The 20,793-nt window shown below is 51.4% G+C and carries 15 protein-coding genes; 14 read left to right on the plus strand and 1 reads right to left on the minus strand.

What is annotated here, in order from left to right:
* Positions 1-144: 144 nt before the first annotated feature.
* From murC to DBY86_RS10505, 14 genes are all read left to right on the plus strand, one after another.
* Entirely contained in the window at positions 145-1,554 is a 1,410-nt protein-coding gene (murC, locus tag DBY86_RS10430) for a UDP-N-acetylmuramate--L-alanine ligase (RefSeq protein ID WP_199901093.1), read from the plus strand.
* Between the two features lie 112 nt (positions 1,555-1,666).
* The gene (locus DBY86_RS10435; RefSeq protein WP_107819916.1) at positions 1,667-2,581 is read left to right on the plus strand and encodes a D-alanine--D-alanine ligase; all 915 of its coding nucleotides are present in this window, start codon (positions 1,667-1,669) and stop codon (positions 2,579-2,581) included.
* On the plus strand, positions 2,571-3,299 hold the full coding sequence (locus tag DBY86_RS10440) for a cell division protein FtsQ/DivIB (protein WP_107819917.1): 729 nt from the start codon (positions 2,571-2,573) through the stop codon (positions 3,297-3,299). The genes DBY86_RS10435 and DBY86_RS10440 overlap by 11 nt, the downstream gene beginning before the upstream one ends.
* A gap of 85 nt (positions 3,300-3,384) precedes the next feature.
* Positions 3,385-4,629, plus strand: coding sequence for a cell division protein FtsA (ftsA, locus tag DBY86_RS10445; protein ID WP_107819918.1), 1,245 nt, complete (start codon positions 3,385-3,387; stop codon positions 4,627-4,629).
* 118 nt (positions 4,630-4,747) lie between these two features.
* Positions 4,748-5,926 (plus strand): cell division protein FtsZ, encoded by a 1,179-nt coding sequence (gene ftsZ, locus DBY86_RS10450; RefSeq protein WP_107819919.1) that lies wholly within the window; start codon positions 4,748-4,750, stop codon positions 5,924-5,926.
* 137 nt (positions 5,927-6,063) lie between these two features.
* Complete coding sequence (locus tag DBY86_RS10455) at positions 6,064-7,374, plus strand: NCS2 family permease (protein ID WP_107819920.1); 1,311 nt, start codon at positions 6,064-6,066, stop codon at positions 7,372-7,374.
* 625 nt (positions 7,375-7,999) lie between these two features.
* On the plus strand, positions 8,000-8,875 hold the full coding sequence (prpB, locus tag DBY86_RS10465; RefSeq protein WP_199901095.1) for a methylisocitrate lyase: 876 nt from the start codon (positions 8,000-8,002) through the stop codon (positions 8,873-8,875).
* Positions 8,876-8,959: 84 nt separating this feature from the next.
* The gene (gene prpC / locus DBY86_RS10470; protein WP_107819923.1) at positions 8,960-10,114 is read left to right on the plus strand and encodes a bifunctional 2-methylcitrate synthase/citrate synthase; all 1,155 of its coding nucleotides are present in this window, start codon (positions 8,960-8,962) and stop codon (positions 10,112-10,114) included.
* Between the two features lie 325 nt (positions 10,115-10,439).
* Entirely contained in the window at positions 10,440-11,384 is a 945-nt protein-coding gene (gene gntB, locus DBY86_RS10475; RefSeq protein WP_002237694.1) for a guanitoxin biosynthesis L-arginine gamma (S) hydroxylase, read from the plus strand.
* Positions 11,371-12,282, plus strand: coding sequence for a DMT family transporter (locus DBY86_RS10480; RefSeq protein ID WP_002212508.1), 912 nt, complete (start codon positions 11,371-11,373; stop codon positions 12,280-12,282). Before gntB ends, DBY86_RS10480 begins: the two co-directional genes overlap by 14 nt.
* Before the next feature lie 90 nt (positions 12,283-12,372).
* Positions 12,373-14,979 carry a Fe/S-dependent 2-methylisocitrate dehydratase AcnD gene (gene acnD / locus DBY86_RS10485; RefSeq protein WP_107819924.1) on the plus strand — a complete coding sequence of 869 codons (2,607 nt, stop codon included), beginning with the start codon at positions 12,373-12,375 and terminating at the stop codon, positions 14,977-14,979.
* Between the two features lie 406 nt (positions 14,980-15,385).
* On the plus strand, positions 15,386-16,555 hold the full coding sequence (gene prpF, locus DBY86_RS10490; protein ID WP_107819925.1) for a 2-methylaconitate cis-trans isomerase PrpF: 1,170 nt from the start codon (positions 15,386-15,388) through the stop codon (positions 16,553-16,555).
* A 418-nt stretch (positions 16,556-16,973) separates the two neighbouring features.
* A complete protein-coding gene (locus DBY86_RS10500; protein ID WP_107819927.1) occupies positions 16,974-18,173 on the plus strand; it encodes an acetate kinase in 1,200 nt (399 codons plus the stop codon).
* A gap of 110 nt (positions 18,174-18,283) precedes the next feature.
* Positions 18,284-18,904: an L-threonylcarbamoyladenylate synthase gene (locus DBY86_RS10505; RefSeq protein ID WP_107819937.1), complete on the plus strand. Its 621-nt coding sequence runs from the start codon at positions 18,284-18,286 to the stop codon at positions 18,902-18,904.
* A 171-nt stretch (positions 18,905-19,075) separates the two neighbouring features.
* Here DBY86_RS10505 and purH read toward each other — a convergent pair whose 3' ends face one another.
* Positions 19,076-20,656 carry a bifunctional phosphoribosylaminoimidazolecarboxamide formyltransferase/IMP cyclohydrolase gene (gene purH / locus DBY86_RS10510; protein ID WP_107819928.1) on the minus strand — a complete coding sequence of 527 codons (1,581 nt, stop codon included), beginning with the start codon at positions 20,654-20,656 and terminating at the stop codon, positions 19,076-19,078.
* Positions 20,657-20,793 lie beyond the last annotated feature (137 nt).

Genomic DNA, 20,793 nt, shown 5'->3' on the forward strand with positions numbered 1-20,793 from the left:
CATGCCGTCTGAAAAGCCGTTCAGACGGCATGGATGTTTTTTATTTCAATCCGCTATATATTTGTCAGAAAACTATGGCGCGCAAACGGTCAGCCCTTTAAAATAACGCCTTTACGCATCGAAAATCCACCGGAACGCAACGTTATGATGAAAAATCGAGTAAGCAACATCCATTTTGTCGGTATCGGCGGAGCCGGTATGAGCGGCATCGCCGAAGTCTTGCACAATTTGGGCTTTAAAGTTTCCGGTTCGGATCAGGCGCGAAATGCTGCTACCGAGCATTTGAGCAGCCTGGGCATTCAAGTTTATCCCGGCCATACCGCAGAACACGTTAACGGTGCGGATGTCGTCGTTACCTCTACCGCCGTCAAAAAAGAAAATCCCGAAGTCGTTGCTGCGTTGGAGCAGCAAATTCCCGTTATTCCGCGCGCCCTGATGTTGGCGGAGCTGATGCGCTTCCGCGACGGCATCGCCATTGCCGGCACGCACGGCAAAACCACGACCACCAGCCTGACCGCCTCCATCCTCGGTGCGGCAGGACTCGACCCCACTTTCGTTATCGGCGGCAAACTCAACGCCGCAGGTACTAATGCCCGCTTGGGCAAAGGCGAATACATCGTTGCCGAAGCCGACGAATCCGATGCCTCTTTCCTGCATCTGACCCCGATTATGTCCGTCGTGACCAATATCGATGAAGACCATATGGATACCTACGGGCACAGCGTCGAAAAACTGCATCAGGCGTTTGTTGATTTTATCCACCGTATGCCCTTCTACGGCAAAGCTTTTTTGTGTATTGACAGCGAACACGTCCGCGCGATTTTGCCCAAAGTGAGCAAACCTTATGCTACTTACGGTTTGGACGATACCGCCGACATCTACGCCACCGACATCGAAAACGTCGGCGCGCAAATGAAATTTACCGTCCATGTTCAAATGAAAGGACATGAGCAGGGGTCGTTTGAAGTCGTGCTGAATATGCCCGGCAGACACAACGTGCTGAACGCATTGGCAGCCATCGGCGTGGCGCTGGAAGTTGGCGCATCGGTTGAAGCGATCCAAAAAGGGCTGCTTGACTTTGAGGGTGTCGGCCGCCGCTTCCAAAAATACGGCGACATCAAGTTGCCAAACGGCGGGACCGCGCTCTTGGTGGACGACTACGGACACCACCCCGTCGAAATGGCGGCAACCCTCGCCGCCGCACGCGGCGCGTATCCCGACAAACGCCTGGTGCTCGCCTTCCAACCGCACCGCTATACCCGCACGCGCGATTTGTTTGAAGACTTTACCAAAGTCCTCAATACCGTTGATGCGCTGGTGTTGACCGAAGTCTATGCCGCCGGTGAAGAGCCGATTGCCGCAGCCGATTCCCGCGCCTTGGCACGCGCCATCCGCGTATTGGGCAAACTTGAACCGATTTACTGTGAAAACGTTGCCGACCTGCCCGAAATGCTGTTGAACGTTTTGCAGGACGGCGACATCGTATTGAACATGGGTGCAGGCAGCATCAACCGCGTCCCCTCCGCGCTGCTGGAGTTGTCGAAACAGATTTGAGGCACACCCGCCTGACAGACGGAACATCATATAAAGGTCGTCTGAAACCGCAAATCAGGTTTCAGACGACCTCTGACAACAAGCATAAAGCAATCAGGAAAGAACAAAAACAATGCAGAATTTTGGCAAAGTGGCCGTATTGATGGGCGGTTTTTCCAGCGAACGAGAAATCTCGCTGGACAGCGGTACCGCCATTTTGAACGCCTTAAAAAGCAAAGGCATAGATGCACACGCCTTCGATCCCAAGGAAACCCCATTGTCTGAATTGAAGGCACAAGGTTTTCAGACGGCATTCAACATCCTTCACGGTACTTACGGCGAAGACGGTGCTGTTCAGGGCGCGTTGGAATTGTTGGGCATTCCTTATACCGGCAGCGGTGTCGCCGCTTCCGCCATCGGCATGGACAAATACCGCTGCAAGCTGATTTGGCAAGCCTTGGGGCTGCCTGTTCCTGAGTTCGCCGTCTTACACGAAGACTCCGATTTTGATGCTGTCGAGCAGCAGCTCGGTTTGCCCATGTTTGTTAAACCGGCAGCCGAAGGCAGCAGCGTTGGCGTGGTGAAAGTGAAAGAAAAAGGCCGTCTGAAAAGCGTGTACGAAGAATTGAAGCACCTTCAAGGCGAAATCATTGCCGAACGGTTTATCGGCGGCGGCGAATATTCCTGCCCTGTGTTGAACGGCAAAGGCCTGCCCAGCATACACATCATCCCCGCGACCGAGTTTTACGATTACGAAGCCAAATACAACCGCGACGACACTGTTTATCAATGTCCGTCCGAAGACTTGAGCGAGGCTGAAGAAAACCTGATGCGTTCTCTGGCAGTCCGCGGGGCTCAGGCAATCGGGGCAGAAGGCTGCGTGCGTGTCGATTTCCTCAGAGATACCGACGGTAAGCTGTACCTATTGGAAATCAATACGTTGCCCGGTATGACGAGCCACAGTTTAGTACCGAAATCCGCCGCCCGGACAGGCGTGGATTTTGCCGATTTATGTATTGAAATTCTGAAGACCGCACATGTGGGATAATGCTGAAGCAATGGGACGGCTGACGCGCTGGCTGCTTGTTATTGTGGCGGTGTTGCTGGCTTTGTCGGGATTCGTTTGGTTTTATAATTCAAATTATCTTCCTGTTAAGCAGGTATCATTAAAGGGTGATTTGGTTTATTCCAATCAAAAAGAATTGGGCGTTTTGGCGAAAAAATATATTCATGGAAATATATTGAGGGCGGATATCAACGGAGTACAGGAGGCCTACCGCCGATATCCGTGGATTGCTTCTGCCATGGTGCGCCGCAGGTTTCCTGATACGGTCGAGATTGTTTTGACAGAACGTAAGCCGGTTGCGCATTGGGGAGACAGTGCCTTGGTGGATAGCGAGGGTAATGTTTTTAAGGCTCGTCTAAACAGACCGGGCATGCCGGTATTTAGAGGGGTGGAAGGAACGTCTGCCGATATACTCCGCCGTTACGGCGAATTTTCGGCAATTTTGGCAAAGCAGGGTTTGGGTATCAAAGAAATAACCTATACGGCGCGTTCGGCGTGGATTATTGTGTTGGACAACAATATCACTGTCAGGCTTGGTCGGGAAAATGATATAAAACGTCTCCGGCTTTTTACCGAGGCGTGGCAGCATTTGTTGCGTAAAAATAAAAATCGGTTATCCTATGTGGATATGAGGTATAAGGACGGATTTTCAGTCCGCTATGCTTCCGACGGTTTACCCGAAAAAGAAACCGAAGAATAGTGGGGACAGGTATCGGACAGATTACGGCCGTGCCGTCTGAAACGGTGCGGCGCAAATTTCAATCAGTTTTAAGAGCAGACGAACAATGGAACAGCAGAAAAGATATATCAGCGTACTGGATATCGGTACGTCTAAAGTCCTCGCACTGATCGGGGAAGTTCAAGATGACGACAAAATCAACATCGTCGGTTTGGGGCAGGCTCCTTCACGGGGCTTGCGCGCGGGCATGGTAACCAATATCGATGCCACCGTCCAAGCCATCAGGCAGGCGGTCAATGATGCCGAGCTGATGGCGGATACCAAAATTACCCACGTTACCACAGGTATCGCAGGCAACCACATCCGCAGCCTCAATTCGCAAGGTGTGGTTAAAATCAAAGACGGGGAAGTAACGCAGGCAGACATCGACCGCGCCATTGAAACGGCAAAGGCAATCAATATCCCGCCCGATCAAAAAATTCTCGATGCCGTGGTTCAAGACTACATTATCGACACCCAACTTGGCGTGAGGGAGCCCATCGGTATGAGCGGTGTGCGTCTGGATACGCGGGTGCACATCATTACCGGTGCAAGTACGGCAGTGCAGAATGTCCAAAAATGTATCGAGCGGTGCGGCTTGAAAAGCGATCAAATCATGCTTCAGCCGTTGGCAAGCGGGCAGGCGGTGCTGACTGAAGATGAAAAAGACCTCGGCGTATGCGTCATCGACATTGGTGGCGGAACGACCGATATTGCCGTTTATATGAACGGCGCCATCCGCCATACGTCCGTCATTCCGGCCGGTGGTAATCTGATTACCAAAGATTTGTCCAAATCGTTGAGAACACCTCTCGATGCTGCCGAGTACATTAAAATCCATTATGGCGTGGCATCATGCGATACGGAAGGCTTGGGTGAGATGATTGAAGTTCCGGGCGTGGGTGACCGGACATCGCGTCAGGTTTCCAGTAAGGTTTTGGCAGCAATCATCAGCGCACGCATTCAGGAGATTTTTGGCGTAGTGCTGGGCGAGCTGCAAAAATCGGGTTTCCCCAAAGAAGTGCTGAATGCGGGTATCGTTCTGACCGGCGGTGTGTCCATGATGACCGGGATTGTGGAATTTGCCGAAAAAATCTTCGATCTGCCTGTACGCACCGGTGCGCCCCAAGAAATGGGCGGTTTGTCCGACCGTGTCCGCACACCGCGCTTTTCTACCGCTATCGGTCTGCTTCATGCAGCACGCAAGCTGGAAGGAAACTTGCCGCAGCCGGAAAACGGTGCAGTGCAAGAGAGGGAAGGGGGCGGCGGTTTGTTGGCAAGATTGAAGCGGTGGATTGAAAACAACCTCTGAACAGGTGGATTGCCGTTTGACAGGTGAGAAGTATTTTGCCAGCAGCAAGATACTTCTTATATAATAAATAATAATTTATTTAAACCGTCCTCTGAACGGGGCGAGCAGGAGTTTTTGAATGGAATTTGTTTACGACGTGGCAGAATCGGCAGTCAGCCCTGCGGTAATTAAAGTAATCGGCTTGGGCGGCGGCGGTTGCAATGCAATCAATAACATGGTTGCCAACAATGTGCGCGGTGTGGAGTTTATCAGTGCCAATACGGATGCGCAGTCTCTGGCAAAAAACCATGCGGCAAAAAGAATCCAGTTGGGCACGAATCTGACACGAGGTTTGGGTGCGGGCGCGAATCCCGATATCGGCCGTGCGGCAGCCCAGGAAGACCGGGAGGCCATTGAAGAAGCCATTCGCGGTGCAAACATGCTCTTTATTACGACCGGTATGGGCGGCGGTACCGGCACCGGTTCCGCGCCGGTTGTTGCTGAGATTGCCAAGTCTTTGGGCATTCTGACCGTTGCCGTAGTTACCCGTCCGTTTTCTTATGAAGGCAAACGCGTCCATGTGGCACAAGCAGGGTTGGAACAGTTGAAAGAACACGTCGATTCGCTGATCATCATCCCGAACGACAAACTGATGACCGCATTGGGTGAAGACGTAACAATGCGTGAAGCCTTCCGCGCCGCCGACAATGTATTGCGCGATGCGGTTGCCGGCATTTCCGAAGTCGTTACCTGTCCGAGCGAAATCATCAACCTCGACTTTGCCGACGTGAAAACCGTGATGAGCAATCGCGGTATCGCTATGATGGGTTCGGGTTATGCCCAAGGTATCGACCGTGCGCGTATGGCGACCGATCAAGCCATTTCCAGTCCGCTGCTGGACGATGTAACTTTGGATGGTGCGCGCGGTGTGCTGGTCAATATTACGACTGCTCCGGGTTGCCTGAAAATGTCCGAGTTGTCTGAAGTCATGAAAATCGTCAACCAAAGCGCGCATCCCGATTTGGAATGCAAATTCGGTGCTGCTGAAGACGAGACCATGAGCGAAGATGCCATTCGGATTACCATTATCGCTACCGGTCTGAAAGAAAAAGGCGCGGTCGATCCTGCTCCGGCAAGGGAGGTAGAACCGGTTGCCCCGTCCAAACAGGAGCAAAGCCACAATGTCGAAGGTATGATCCGCACCAATCGCGGTATCCGCACCATGAATCTGACAGCAGCGGATTTCGACAATCAGTCCGTACTTGACGACTTTGAAATCCCTGCGATTTTGCGCCGTCAGTACAATTCAGACAAATAATGCTCCGTGTGCCGTAAACCCATTGCCTCCCGAACCGGTTTGTCCGGTTTGGGAGGTATGTTTTTCAAGATGTTGCAATTCCGTACGGTTTGCGGTCGGCGGATTCAGATTTTTCCACTTGAGACAGACTTTCAGATATGGACACTTCAAAACAAACACTGTTGGACAGGATTTTCAATCTTCGGGCAAACGGTACAACGGTCCGTACCGAATTGATGGCGGGTTTGACGACATTTTTGACGATGTGTTACATCGTTATCGTCAACCCGTTGATTTTGGGCGAGACCGGCATGGATATGGGGGCGGTATTCGTCGCCACCTGTATCGCGTCTGCCATCGGCTGTTTTGTTATGGGTTTTGTCGGCAACTATCCGATTGCACTCGCACCGGGGATGGGGCTGAATGCCTATTTCACTTTCGCTGTGGTTAAAGGCATGGGTGTGCCTTGGCAGGTGGCTTTGGGTGCGGTGTTCATCTCCGGTCTGATTTTCATCCTGTTCAGCTTTTTTAAAGTCAGGGAAATGCTGGTCAACGCACTGCCTATGGGTTTGAAAATGTCGATTGCTGCCGGTATAGGTCTGTTCTTGGCATTGATTTCTCTGAAAGGCGCAGGCATTATCGTTGCCAATCCGGCAACCTTGGTCGGTTTGGGCGATATTCATCAGCCCAGCGCACTGTTGGCGTTGTTCGGTTTTGCTATGGTGGTCGTATTGGGGCATTTCCGCGTTCAAGGCGCAATCATCATCACCATTCTGACGATTACCGTCATTGCCAGCCTGATGGGTTTGAACGAGTTTCACGGCGTGGTCGGCGAAGTGCCGGGCATTGCGCCGACCTTTATGCAGATGGATTTTAAAGGCCTGTTTACCGTCAGCATGGTCAGTGTGATTTTCGTCTTCTTCTTGGTCGATCTGTTTGACAGTACCGGAACGCTGGTCGGCATATCCCACCGTGCCGGACTACTGGTGGACGGTAAGCTGCCCCGCCTGAAACGCGCACTGCTTGCAGACTCTACCGCCATTGTGGCGGGTGCGGCTTTGGGTACTTCTTCAACCACGCCTTATGTGGAAAGCGCGGCGGGCGTATCGGCAGGCGGACGGACCGGTCTGACGGCGGTTACCGTCGGCGTATTGATGCTGGCGTGTCTGATGTTCTCACCATTGGCGAAAAGTGTTCCCGCTTTTGCTACCGCGCCCGCCCTGCTTTACGTCGGCACGCAGATGCTCCGCAGCGCGAGGGACATTGATTGGGACGATATGACTGAAGCCGCGCCCGCATTCCTGACCATTGTCTTCATGCCGTTTACCTATTCGATTGCAGACGGCATCGCCTTCGGCTTCATCAGCTATGCCGTGGTCAAACTTTTGTGCCGCCGCACCAAAGACGTACCGCCTATGGTATGGGTTGTTGCCGTATTGTGGGCATTGAAATTCTGGTATTTGGGCTGATTGATTCGATATTAAAAATGCCGTCTGAAAGGTTTTCAGACGGCATTTTGTTTGCTGGTATATTTAATTTTTATTAAATTATATAAAAATCAAATATATAATAAACTACATCAGATTACTTGAAAATAATATATTGTTTTTATGTATAAAATATTTTATAAGTTTTCAGGATTTTGATTATTGAAAATTTTCTTGATTTCCTGATAATTTTATCGGAAACAAATAAGTTAAAATTAATTCATTTAAATCATAGTGTTAAAATAAAATATTAAAATTATGTAATGAGTCTCCTTAAAAATGTTTGACATTTCCAGTCTTATGTTTTAGATTACCGAAAAATAAAACTACATAATACTACAAAGGAACATTACTATGAAACCAATTCAGATGTTTTCCCTTTTTCTGAATAATCCCCTTGTTTTCTTCTTGTCTGCGGTTTTGCCGCATAATTCCGAACGGTCTGCTGTTTTTCTTTAATTCGTTCGAAATATCAATAAGATAATTGTTCCCATATATTTTTCATGATTGGATTGGGATGCCCGACGCGTCGGATGGCTGTGTTTTGCCGTCCGAATGTGATGGAAGCCTGTCCATACTGAAAAAAAGTCTATAAAGGAGAAATATGATGAGTCAACACTCTGCCGGAGCACGTTTCCGCCAAGCAGTGAAAGAATCGAATCCTCTTGCCGTCGTCGGTTGCGTCAATACTTACTTTGCACGATTGGCTACTCAAAGCGGTTTCAAAGCCATCTATCTGTCTGGCGGCGGCGTGGCAGCCTGCTCTTGCGGTATCCCTGATTTGGGCATTACCACAATGGAAGATGTGCTGATCGACGCGCGGCGCATTACGGATAACGTGGATACGCCTTTGCTGGTGGACATCGATGTGGGTTGGGGCGGTGCATTCAATATTGCCCGTACCATTCGCAACTTTGAACGCGCCGGTGTGGCAGCGGTTCACATCGAAGATCAGGTAGCGCAAAAACGCTGCGGCCACCGTCCGAACAAAGCCATCGTTTCTAAAGATGAAATGGTCGACCGTATCAAAGCTGCCGTAGATGCCCGCGTTGATGAGAACTTTGTGATTATGGCGCGTACCGATGCGCTGGCGGTAGAAGGTTTGGATGCCGCTATCGAACGCGCTCAGGCTTGTGTCGAAGCCGGTGCAGACATGATTTTCCCTGAAGCCATGACCGATTTGAAAATGTACCGCCAATTTGCAGATGCAGTGAAAGTTCCTGTATTGGCCAACATTACCGAGTTTGGTTCCACTCCGCTTTATACCCAAAGCGAGCTGGCTGAAAACGGTGTGTCGCTGGTGCTGTATCCGCTGTCATCGTTCCGCGCAGCAAGTAAAGCCGCTTTGAATGTTTATGAAGCGATTATGCGCGATGGCACTCAGGCCGCAGTGGTTGACACTATGCAAACCCGTGCCGAGCTGTACGAGCATCTGAACTATCATGCCTTCGAGCAAAAACTGGATAAATTGTTTCAAAAATAAGTAACCGCTTTCAGACGGCCTTTCAACAAATCCGCATCGGCCGTCTGAAAAATAAAACCCACAAAAATACAAAGGAGAAATACCATGACTGAAACTACTCAAACCCCGACTTTCAAACCTAAAAAATCCGTTGCGCTTTCTGGCGTTGCGGCCGGTAATACCGAATTGTGTACCGTTGGCCGTACCGGCAACGATTTGAGCTATCGCGGTTACGACATCTTGGATTTGGCACAAAAATGCGAGTTTGAAGAAGTCGCCCACCTGCTGATTCACGGTCATCTGCCCAACAAATTCGAGCTGGCCGCTTATAAAACCAAGCTCAAATCCATGCGCGGCCTGCCTATCCGTGTGATTAAAGTTTTGGAAAGCCTGCCTGCACATACCCATCCGATGGATGTGATGCGTACCGGCGTATCCATGCTGGGCTGCGTTCATCCTGAACGTGAAGGCCATCCGGAAAGTGAAGCGCGCGACATCGCCGACAAACTGATCGCCAGCCTCGGCAGCATCCTCTTGTACTGGTATCAATATTCGCACAACGGCAAACGCATTGAAGTTGAAAGCGAAGAAGAGACTATCGGCGGTCATTTCCTGCACCTGTTGCACGGCAAACGCCCAAGCGAATCACACATCAAAGCCATGCACGTTTCACTGATTCTGTATGCGGAACACGAGTTCAACGCTTCTACCTTTACCGCCCGCGTGATTGCCGGTACAGGCTCTGATATGTACTCCAGCATTACCGGTGCAATCGGCGCGTTGAAAGGTCCGAAACACGGCGGTGCGAACGAAGTGGCTTACGATATTCAAAAACGCTACCGCAATGCCGACGAAGCCGAAGCAGACATCCGCGAACGCATCGGCCGCAAAGAAATCGTGATCGGTTTCGGTCATCCGGTGTACACCATTTCCGACCCTCGCAACGTTGTCATTAAAGAAGTGGCACGCGGTTTGAGCAAAGAAACCGGCGATATGCGCCTCTTTGACATTGCCGAACGTTTGGAAAGCGTGATGTGGGAAGAGAAAAAAATGTTCCCGAATCTGGACTGGTTCTCTGCCGTTTCCTACCAAAAATTGGGCGTACCGACCGCTATGTTCACACCGCTGTTCGTGATTTCCCGTACAACCGGTTGGAGCGCACACGTTCTCGAGCAACGCAAAGACGGCAAAATCATCCGTCCGAGCGCGAACTACACAGGCCCTGAAGATTTGGCGTTTGTGGAGATTGAAGAACGCTGAGACGGAACACAACCGTAGGAGACCACCAATCGGATTTCAGACGACGTGTAGCGCGGGCTTTGCCTGCGGAAAACTGAAACCCGCCTACGGTTCCGCTTTTCAGACGGCCTGTTGAAAGATGCGAGAGAGAAGGTTGTCTGAAAAACCAGCCGCAACGTCTGCCGTCATTCCCACCCCCGCCTAAGCGAGGACAGGTCGCGGCGGGAATGGCGGAGGCAGCGCGGCAACTTTTTTCACGGTTCTGCCAAAATATGCTATGAAAGAATGTTCGTCAGCATAATGGAGATGAAGCCGATATTATAACTAATACGGAGAATTGTGGGATATGTACCATAAGAAATTTGATAAAGAAATTCTTTTAAAAATTAAAGAATTATATAGATACGATAATTGGCATGCTGTACTTGCTATATTATATGATTATTTAATAATAATTTTTTCTATATTTTTATCTGAGCAGTCATATTGGTTTCTCCCTTTAACGATTTTATTAATAGGAAGCAGGCAAAGGGCGTTGGCAACAATTTTACATGAAGCCTCTCATTCTGCCTTAACTAAAAATAAGAAGTTTGGACAAATTTTAGGTACATATTTTTCTGGATATTTAATTTTTCAAAGTTGGAATAGTTATTGTGTTTCTCATGTGAAGAATCATCATCCAAAGTTAGGGACTGATTCGGATCCTGATTATAAGTATTATAAAGACTCAGGTATTTTTCAGACATATTCAAGAATTGAATTTTTCTGGAGATTTTGTGTCTCTCAAATTTTATGTTTGAAATTATTTAGGAATTTTAAATATTTAATTAAAAATAGATTATTTTCGGATATTACAAGAACAGAGTTGTTTAAGCTACTTCTTTCTCAATTAATTCTATTTGTTATCGGTACATATTTTGTAGGGTATAAATTTTATGTAATTTATTGGTTATTACCATATTTAACTGCATTCCAGATGATAACTTGGTTTATTGAGTTGTCCGAGCATTATCCAATGATACAAACTGCCAAAAATAATTTAGAAGCGTCAAGAAATAGGTTTAGTCATGCAATAGAGCATTTTTTCACGGGGATACATGGAGAAAATTATCATCTAATACATCATTTATTTCCAGCCATTCCATTTTGGAATTTGGAAAAAGCACATAAGATATTAATGAAAGATTTTGATTATCAAGAGGTAAATAAAGATTTTGGAGGGATTTTCTTTTCGAAAAACAATAATGCACCTATGTGGAAAGTATTATGGAGTAAATATGAAGCTGCGTGATTTACTGATGGGAATATTCTTGGCAGTTTCTGCGGCCCTTCTGAATGCAACCATCGGCATATTCAGCAAGATATTGATGGAGCAGGGCTTGTCTGTTCAGCATATTGCATTTTTGAAAACTTTGACAGGTTTCGTGTTTATCAGCATTTTGCTTTGCCGTACCGGTTTTACCAGACAGATTGCGGATATTTCAAGAAAGAAAGAGGCAATTTTGCCGTTGCTGTTAAAAGTAGCAATTTGTGCTTTTTTCGGAATTTATACGTTGTTTTTCTTTGAAACCACAGCTTATCAATATGGCAATGCTGCGAATGTAGTAGTTGTATTAATGGCATCGGCTGCCGTATCTGCCTTGATATTGGACAGCATACTGTTAGATGAACGTATTTGCATTTCTTCAGTCGTCGGTGTGGGTTTGGCAGTATTGGGGATCGCAATGATTTCTTGGACTGGAGAAGGAAGTTTAGGGTTGATTCTGAATGCCGCACTGGCGGGCTCGGGCTACGGTTGTTTTTCCGTTTTGATTAAGAAATTCGGCCTAAACGGCGGTATTTATTTGACACGGATATTGATGTTTTTTGGAAGTATTTTTTTGTTTATCCCTTCATTGGAAGGTATTGAGGATATACATTGGCAATGGTCTTTTATTCCGCCACTCTTGGCATTGTCTTTATTGCCGACGATTTTAGGATTTTATTGTACAACTAAAGCATTGGATTATTTGAGTGCTGCGAAGGTACAGGTAACTGAATTGGCCGAGCCATTGTTTGCTGCCGTACTGGCTTGGTTGTTTTTGAATGAAATACCGGAAGGACGCTTCTTTGTCGGCGCCATTCTGATTATTGCCGGTATTGTGTCTATCAATGGGCTGTATCGACCATTGTTGAAGCGAATTGAATAATTTTTATTTCCCAAGATTTCAGACGACCTCTTCAACAAACGTCGTCTGAAACCCCAAAACCAAAAAAATAATAGATTTAGGAGAACCGACATGGCTGCCAACCAACGTTACCGCAAACCGCTGCCCGGTACGGATTTGGAATACTACGACGCGCGTGCGGCGTGTGAGGACATCAAGCCCGGCTCTTACGACAAGCTGCCTTACACGAGCCGCATTTTGGCGGAGAATTTGGTCAACCGCGCGGACAAAGTCGATTTGCCGACGCTGCAAAGCTGGCTGGGTCAGCTGATTGAGGGAAAACAGGAAATCGACTTTCCTTGGTATCCGGCGCGGGTGGTGTGCCACGATATTCTGGGGCAGACCGCGTTGGTGGATTTGGCGGGCCTGCGCGATGCGATTGCGGAGAAGGGCGGCGATCCTGCCAAAGTGAATCCGGTGGTGCAAACCCAGCTCATTGTCGACCACTCTTTGGCCGTTGAATGCGGCGGTTACGATCCTGATGCCTTCCGCAAAAACCGCGAAATCGAAGACAGACGTAACGAAGACCGTTTCCACTTTATCAACTGGACAAAAACCGCATTTGAAAATGTGGACGTGATTCCGGCGGGCAACGGCATCATGCACCAAATCAATCTGGAAAAAATGTCGCCCGTCGTCCAAGTCAAAAACGGCGTGGCTTTCCCCGATACCTGCGTCGGTACTGACTCACATACGCCGCACGTCGATTCATTGGGCGTGATTTCCGTGGGCGTGGGCGGATTGGAAGCGGAAACCGTAATGCTGGGACGCGCGTCCATGATGCGCCTACCCGATATTGTCGGCGTGGAGCTGACCGGCAAACGTCAGCCGGGCATTACTGCCACCGACATCGTGTTGGCGCTGACCGAATTCTTGCGTAAAGAGCGCGTGGTTGGCGCATTTGTCGAATTCTTCGGCGAAGGCGCAAGAAGCCTGTCTATCGGCGACCGTGCCACCATTTCCAACATGACCCCTGAGTTCGGCGCGACTGCCGCGATGTTCGCTATTGATGAGCAAACCATTGATTATTTGAAACTGACCGGCCGCGACGACGCGCAAGTGAAATTGGTGGAAAACTATGCCAAAACCGCAGGCTTGTGGGCAGATGCCTTGAAAACCGCCGTTTATCCTCGTGTTTTGAAATTTGATTTGAGCAGCGTAACACGCAACATGGCAGGCCCAAGTAACCCGCATGCCCGTTTCGCGACCGCCGATTTGGCCGGCAAAGGCTTGGCTAAACCTTACGAAGAGCCTTCAGACGGCCAAATGCCCGACGGCGCGGTCATTATCGCCGCGATTACCAGTTGCACCAACACCTCCAACCCGCGCAACGTCGTCGCCGCTGCACTTTTGGCGCGCAATGCCAACCGCTTCGGGCTGAAACGCAAACCGTGGGTCAAAACCTCGTTCGCCCCCGGCTCGAAAGTGGCGGAAATCTATTTGAAAGAAGCAGGCCTGTTGCCTGAAATGGAAAAACTCGGCTTCGGTATCGTCGCCTTCGCCTGCACCACCTGCAACGGCATGAGCGGCGCGCTCGACCCGAAAATCCAGAAAGAAATCATCGACCGCGATTTGTACGCCACCGCCGTATTGTCAGGCAACCGCAACTTCGACGGCCGTATCCATCCGTATGCGAAACAGGCTTTCCTCGCTTCGCCCCCGTTGGTCGTTGCCTACGCGCTGGCAGGCAGCATCCGTTTCGATATTGAAAACGACGTACTCGGCGTTGCAGACGGCCGCGAAATCCGCCTGAAAGACATCTGGCCGACCGATGAAGAAATCGATGCCGTCGTTGCCGAATATGTGAAACCGCAGCAATTCCGCGACGTGTATGTACCGATGTTCGACACCGGTAAAGCGCAAAAAGCCCCAAGCCCACTGTACGATTGGCGTCCGATGTCCACCTATATCCGCCGCCCACCTTACTGGGAAGGCGCATTGGCAGGGGAACGCACATTAAGAGGTATGCGACCGCTGGCGATTTTGCCCGACAACATCACCACCGACCACATTTCGCCTTCCAACGCGATTCTGGCGGCGAGTGCTGCGGGCGAATATCTGGCAAAAATGGGTTTGCCGGAAGAAGACTTCAATTCCTACGCCACCCACCGCGGCGACCACCTCACCGCCCAACGCGCCACCTTCGCCAATCCCAAATTGTTTAACGAGATGGTGAAAAACGAAGACGGCAGCGTGCGCCAAGGCTCGCTCGCCCGCGTCGAACCCGAAGGCGAAACCATGCGCATGTGGGAAGCCATCGAAACCTATATGAACCGCAAACAGCCGCTCATCATCATCGCCGGCGCGGACTACGGACAGGGCTCCAGCCGCGACTGGGCGGCGAAAGGCGTGCGGCTGGCGGGCGTGGAAGCCATCGCAGCCGAAGGTTTCGAGCGCATCCACCGCACCAACCTCATCGGCATGGGCGTCTTGCCGCTGCAATTCAAACTCGGCACCAACCGCCACACCCTGCAACTGGACGGCACGGAAACCTACGATGTGGTCGGCGAACGCAAACCGCGCGGCGACCTGACCCTCGTCATCCACCGCAAAAACGGCGAAACCGTCGAAGTCCCCGTGACCTGCCGCCTCGATACCGCTGAAGAAGTGCTGGTGTACGAAGCCGGCGGCGTGCTGCAACGGTTTGCACAGGATTTTTTGGAAGGGAACGCGGCGTAGAGGTCGTCTGAAAAGCAGAAGTAGCGTGGGTCGGGTTCAACATTTTGCTCATTCACGTAATTCCCGATATAGCAGGCATCTACTGTAAATCGTCATTCCCGCGCAGGCGGGAATCCAGAACGTGGAATTGAGGAAACCTTTTTATCCGATGAGTTTCTGTGCGGATAAGTCTGGATTCCCGCCTGCGCGGGAATGACGGGGTTTAATAGTCTGCCGTATCACAACACAGCAGCCGTAGATTGGGGTGAACCCCGACATTTTGCGGAATCAAACGGCTTTGGTCGGAGTGGTAGCCTAATGTACTTCTGGAAGTGGGTGTAGCGTGGGCTTTGCCCACGAGATAAAGGCTAAATTGACACGGTAAAAATCGTGGGCAGAGCCCACGCTACATAAGGAGAACCCAAAAATGCCGCAAATCAAAATTCCCGCCGTTTACTACCGCGGCGGTACATCAAAAGGCGTGTTTTTCAAACGTTCCGACCTGCCCAAGGCGGCGCGGGAAGCGGGCAGCGCGCGCGACAAAATCCTGTTGCGCGTACTCGGCAGCCCCGACCCCTACGGCAAGCAGATAGACGGTTTGGGCAACGCCAGTTCGTCCACCAGCAAGGCGGTGATTTTGGACAAGTCCGAACGTGCCGACCACGATGTCGATTACCTTTTCGGACAAGTTTCCATCGACAAGCCTTTCGTCGATTGGAGCGGCAACTGCGGCAACCTCACCGCCGCCGTGGGTGCATTCGCCATCGAGCAGGGCTTGGTCGATAAAGGCAAAATCCCTTCAGACGGTATCTGTACGGTCAAAATCTGGCAGAAAAACATCGGCAAAACCATTATTGCCCATGTGCCGATGCAAAACGGCGCAGTGTTGGAAACGGGCGATTTCGATCTGGACGGCGTTACCTTTCCCGCCGCCGAAGTGCAAATCGAATTCCTCGACCCAGCCGACGGCGAAGGCAGTATGTTTCCGACCGGTAATTTGGTGGACGAGCTGGACGTTCCGGGTATAGGTCGTTTGAAAGCCACGCTCATCAACGCGGGTATCCCGACTGTTTTCCTGAACGCCGCCGACCTGGGCTACACGGGCAAAGAGTTGCAGGACGACATCAACAACGATGCCGCCGCGCTGGAAAAATTTGAGAAAATCCGCGCTTACGGTGCGCTGAAAATGGGCTTGATTAACGACGTATCCGAAGCCGCCGCCCGCGCGCACACGCCGAAAGTCGCCTTCGTCGCGCCCGCCGCCGATTACACCGCCTCCAGCGGCAAAACCGTGAACGCCGCCGACATCGATTTGCTGGTACGCGCCCTGAGCATGGGCAAACTGCACCATGCCATGATGGGCACAGCCTCGGTCGCCATCGCCGCCGCCGCCGCCGTCCCCGGCACGTTGGTCAACCTCGCCGCAGGCGGCGGAACGCGCAACGAAGTGCGCTTCGGTCATCCTTCCGGCACATTGCGCGTCGGCGCGGCGGCAGAGTGTTCGGACGGCATTTGGGCGGTGAAAAAAGCCCTCATGAGCCGCAGCGCGCGCGTGATTATGGAAGGGCGGGTGTGCGTTCCCGATAATTGTTTTTGAACCGATGTAGCGCGGGCTTTGCCCGCGAGCCATAAAAAGGTCGTCTGAAAAACAAAAGTAAACATCAAATCACTGACCATTCCCTTCCCTTGCCCTGTGGCGGAAGGCGGCAAACTACAAGGAAAAATACGAAAAATTCGATAAAAGACAGCTTCCCGTATCACCGTCATTCCCGCGCAGGCGGGAATCCAGACCTGTCAATATGGAGGATTGGCAGGGGAAAACAGGTTTCGTGGGTTCTACATTTTGGATTCCTGCCACAGCCTGTCCTCGCGTAGGCGGGGATGGGAATGACGATAGAAAATGCGGCATAAGCTTTGCCCAAAGAGGCCGTCTGAAACACACCCCGCCCAACGCCCATCCTTTTTCAGACGACCCCACACCAAAAAAACAACCACAAACTACAAGGAGAAACATCATGTCCGACCAACTCATCCTCGTCCTGAATTGCGGCAGCTCCTCGCTCAAAGGCGCCGTTATCGACCGCAAAAGCGGCAGCGTCGTCCTCAGCTGTCTCGGCGAACGTTTGGGTACGCCCGAAGCCGTCATCACCTTCAGCAAAGACGGCAACAAACGCCAAGTTCCCCTGACCGGCCGCAACTGCCACGCCGGTGCGGTGGGTATGCTGTTGAACGAACTGGAAAAACACGGCCTGCACGACCGCATCAAAGCCATCGGTCACCGCATCGCCCACGGCGGCGAAAAATATCACGAGTCCGTCCTCATCGACCAAGCCGTAATGGACGAACTCAATGCCTGCATCCCGCTCGCCCCGCTGCACAACCCCGCCAACATCAGCGGCATCCTCGCTGCGCAGGAACATTTCCCCGGTCTGCCCAATGTCGGCGTGATGGATACTTCGTTCCACCAAACTATGCCCGAACGTGCCTACACTTATGCCGTTCCGCGCGAATTGCGTAAAAAATACGCTTTCCGCCGCTACGGTTTCCACGGTACCAGTATGCGTTACGTTGCCCCTGAAGCCGCGCGGATTTTGGGCAAACCGTTGGAAGACATCCGCATGATTATTGCCCACTTAGGCAACGGTGCATCCATTACCGCCATCAAAAACGGCAAATCCGTTGACACCAGTATGGGCTTCACGCCGATCGAAGGTTTGGTAATGGGTACACGTTGCGGCGACATCGACCCGGGCGTATACAGCTATCTGACTTCTCACGCCGGTTTAGATATTGCACAAGTTGATGAAATGCTGAACAAAAAATCAGGCTTGCTCGGTATTTCCGAACTCTCCAACGACTGCCGTTCTTTGGAAATCGCTGCGGATGAAGGCCATGAAGGCGCACGTTTGGCTCTGGAAGTAATGACTTACCGCCTTGCCAAATATATTGCTTCGATGGCTGTGGCTTGTGGCGGCGTTGACGCGCTCGTGTTTACCGGCGGTATTGGCGAAAACTCGCGTAACATCCGTGCCAAAACCGTTTCCTATCTTGATTTCTTGGGTCTGCACATCGACACCAAAGCCAATATGGAAAAACGCTACGGCAATTCGGGCATTATCAGCCCGACAGGTTCTTCCCCGGCTGTTTTGGTTGTGCCAACCAATGAAGAGCTGATGATTGCCTGCGATACTGCCGAACTTGCCGGCATCTTGTAGCCAAAAAAGGGGACGAGTCCGCAAAAATGCCGTCTGAAAGGTTTTCAGACGGCATTTTGTTTGGCGTTTGGGCGTACAATACGGAAAACATGACGATAAGGAAACAAACCATGGCACAGTTTTTCGCCGTTCATCCCGACAACCCCCAAGAACGCCTCATCAAGCAGGCGGTCGAAATTGTCAATAAAGGCGGCGTGGTCGTTTATCCGACCGATTCGTGTTACGCCTTGGGTTGCAAACTTGGCGATAAGGCGGCGATGGAACGCATACTCTCCATCCGCAAAATCGATCAGAAACACCATCTGACACTGGTCTGTGCCGATTTGAGCGAGTTGGGTACATATGCCAAAATCGACAACGTACAGTTTCGTCAGCTTAAGGCCGCCACACCCGGGCCTTATACTTTTATTTTACAGGCGACGAAGGATGTGCCGGCGCGCACGCTGCACCCGAAACGCAAAACCATCGGGCTGCGTATTCCCGATAATGCCATTGCACAAGCCCTGTTGGAGGAGTTGGGCGAGCCGCTTTTAAGCTGCACCCTGATGTTGCCCGAAGATGGCGAACCGCTGACCGACCCTTATGAAATCCGCGACCGCTTGGAACACGCCGTCGATTTGGTGATTGATGGCGGCTGGTGCGGAACCGAGCCGACCACCGTCGTCGATATGACCGACGGCACGGAACTGGTGCGCCGAGGTTGCGGCGATACGGCGGTGTTCGGTTTGTAGGGAAACCGATGCCGTCTGAAGCATAAACCGTCCGAACGTATCGGGTGTTTTGCCGTTTACGGAAGTTCGAAATGCTGCCGCACATTTTGTTTCAGGCGGATTGTCTGTTCGGAACATCAAACAAAATGCCGTCTGAAAGCCCTTCAGACGGCATTGCCTTGTTTATCTGCATTAATGGCGGAAGTGGCGCACGCCGGTTACGACCATCGCAATGCCGTGTTCGTCCGCTGCGTCAAAGACTTCTTGGTCGCGCATCGAACCTGCCGGATGGATGATGGCTTTGATGCCCTGCTCGGCAATGACATCTACGCCGTCGCGGAATGGGAAGAAGGCATCGGAGGCGGCACACGCGCCGTTTAAGTCTAAACCTGCATCTTGCGCTTTGCGGGCGGCGATGCGGGTGCTGTCCACGCGGCTCATTTGGCCTGCGCCGATGCCGTAGGTTTGACCGCCTTTGCCGAACACGATGGCGTTCGATTTCACAAATTTCGCCACATTCCACACAAACAGCAAATCATTCCATTCCTGCTCGGTCGGTTGGCGTTTGGAAACGACTTTCAAATCGGCGCGGTTAAGGCGGTGGATGTCGGGGGTTTGTACCAATAGTCCGCCGCCGACGCGTTTGAGTTCGAAGCGGTTTGCGCCTGCCTCAAGCGGTACTTCCAATACGCGCACGTTTTTCTTGGCGGCGGCGATTTCGAGGGCTTCGGCGGTGAACTTCGGCGCCATCAAGACTTCCATAAATTGGTTGTCGGTAATTTGTTTCACGGTTTCGCCGTCCACTTCGCGGTTAAAGGCGATGATGCCGCCGAACGCGCTGGTGGTGTCGGTAGCGTAGGCGAGTTTGTAGGCATCCAAGGTATTGGAGGCGATGGCGACGCCGCACGGATTGGCGTGTTTCACGATCACGCAGGCGGGCGCGTCAAAGGATTTGACGGCTTCCCAAGCGGCATCGGCATCGGCGATGTTGTTGTAAGACAATTCTTTGCCTTGCAGTTGTTTGTAGGCGGAAAGGCTGCCTGCGGCGGGGTCAATATCGCGGTAGAACGCGGCGCGTTGGTGCGGATTTTCGCCGTAGCGCATATCTTGCACTTTAATCCAGCTTTGATTGAACTGGCTTGGAAATTCGCCGATTTCGGGCGTGCCGCTCAAGACATCGTCTGAAAGCGAGGTCAGGTAGTTGGAAATCATGCCGTCGTATTGGGCGGTATGGCTGAATGCTTTGCGTGAGAGGTTGAAACGGGTTTTGTCGCTCAATGCGCCGTTGTTGGCTTCGAGTTCGGCGGCGATGGCCGGGAAATCGGCTGTGTCAGTAACGATGGCGACGTGTTTCCAGTTTTTCGCGGCGGAACGCACCATGGTCGGGCCGCCGATGTCGATGTTTTCAATCGCGTCTTCCAACGTGCAGTTTGGTTTGGCGATGGTGGCGGCGAAGGGGTAGAGGTTGACGCACACAAGGTCGATGTTGCCGATGCCGTGTTCTTCCATCTTGGCAACGTGTTCGTCCAAATCGCGACGGCCGAGGATACCGCCGTGGATTTTCGGATGCAGGGTTTTCACGCGGCCATCGAGCATTTCGGGAAAACCGGTATAGTCGGCAACTTCAATCACGGGAACGCCTGCATCGGCAAGCAGCTTCGCCGTGCCACCGGTGGAGAGGATTTCGACACCGAGCTTGGTCAGGGTTTGGGCAAATTCGACCGCGCCTGCCTTGTCGGACAGGCTGATCAGGGCGCGTTTGATGACGGACATTGGGGCTTCCTTTTCTGACAGTTGGATGGGGAAAGGGGGAACTTTTTCGGGGCGGTATTATCCGCTATTTTCAGTTTTTTGGCAGTAGGTTTTTGCAGATATTGTTGACAATTTACAAACAAATGCCGTCTGAAAAC

This window comes from Neisseria bergeri, assembly GCA_003044455.1.
GTDB classification, from domain to species: domain Bacteria; phylum Pseudomonadota; class Gammaproteobacteria; order Burkholderiales; family Neisseriaceae; genus Neisseria; species Neisseria bergeri.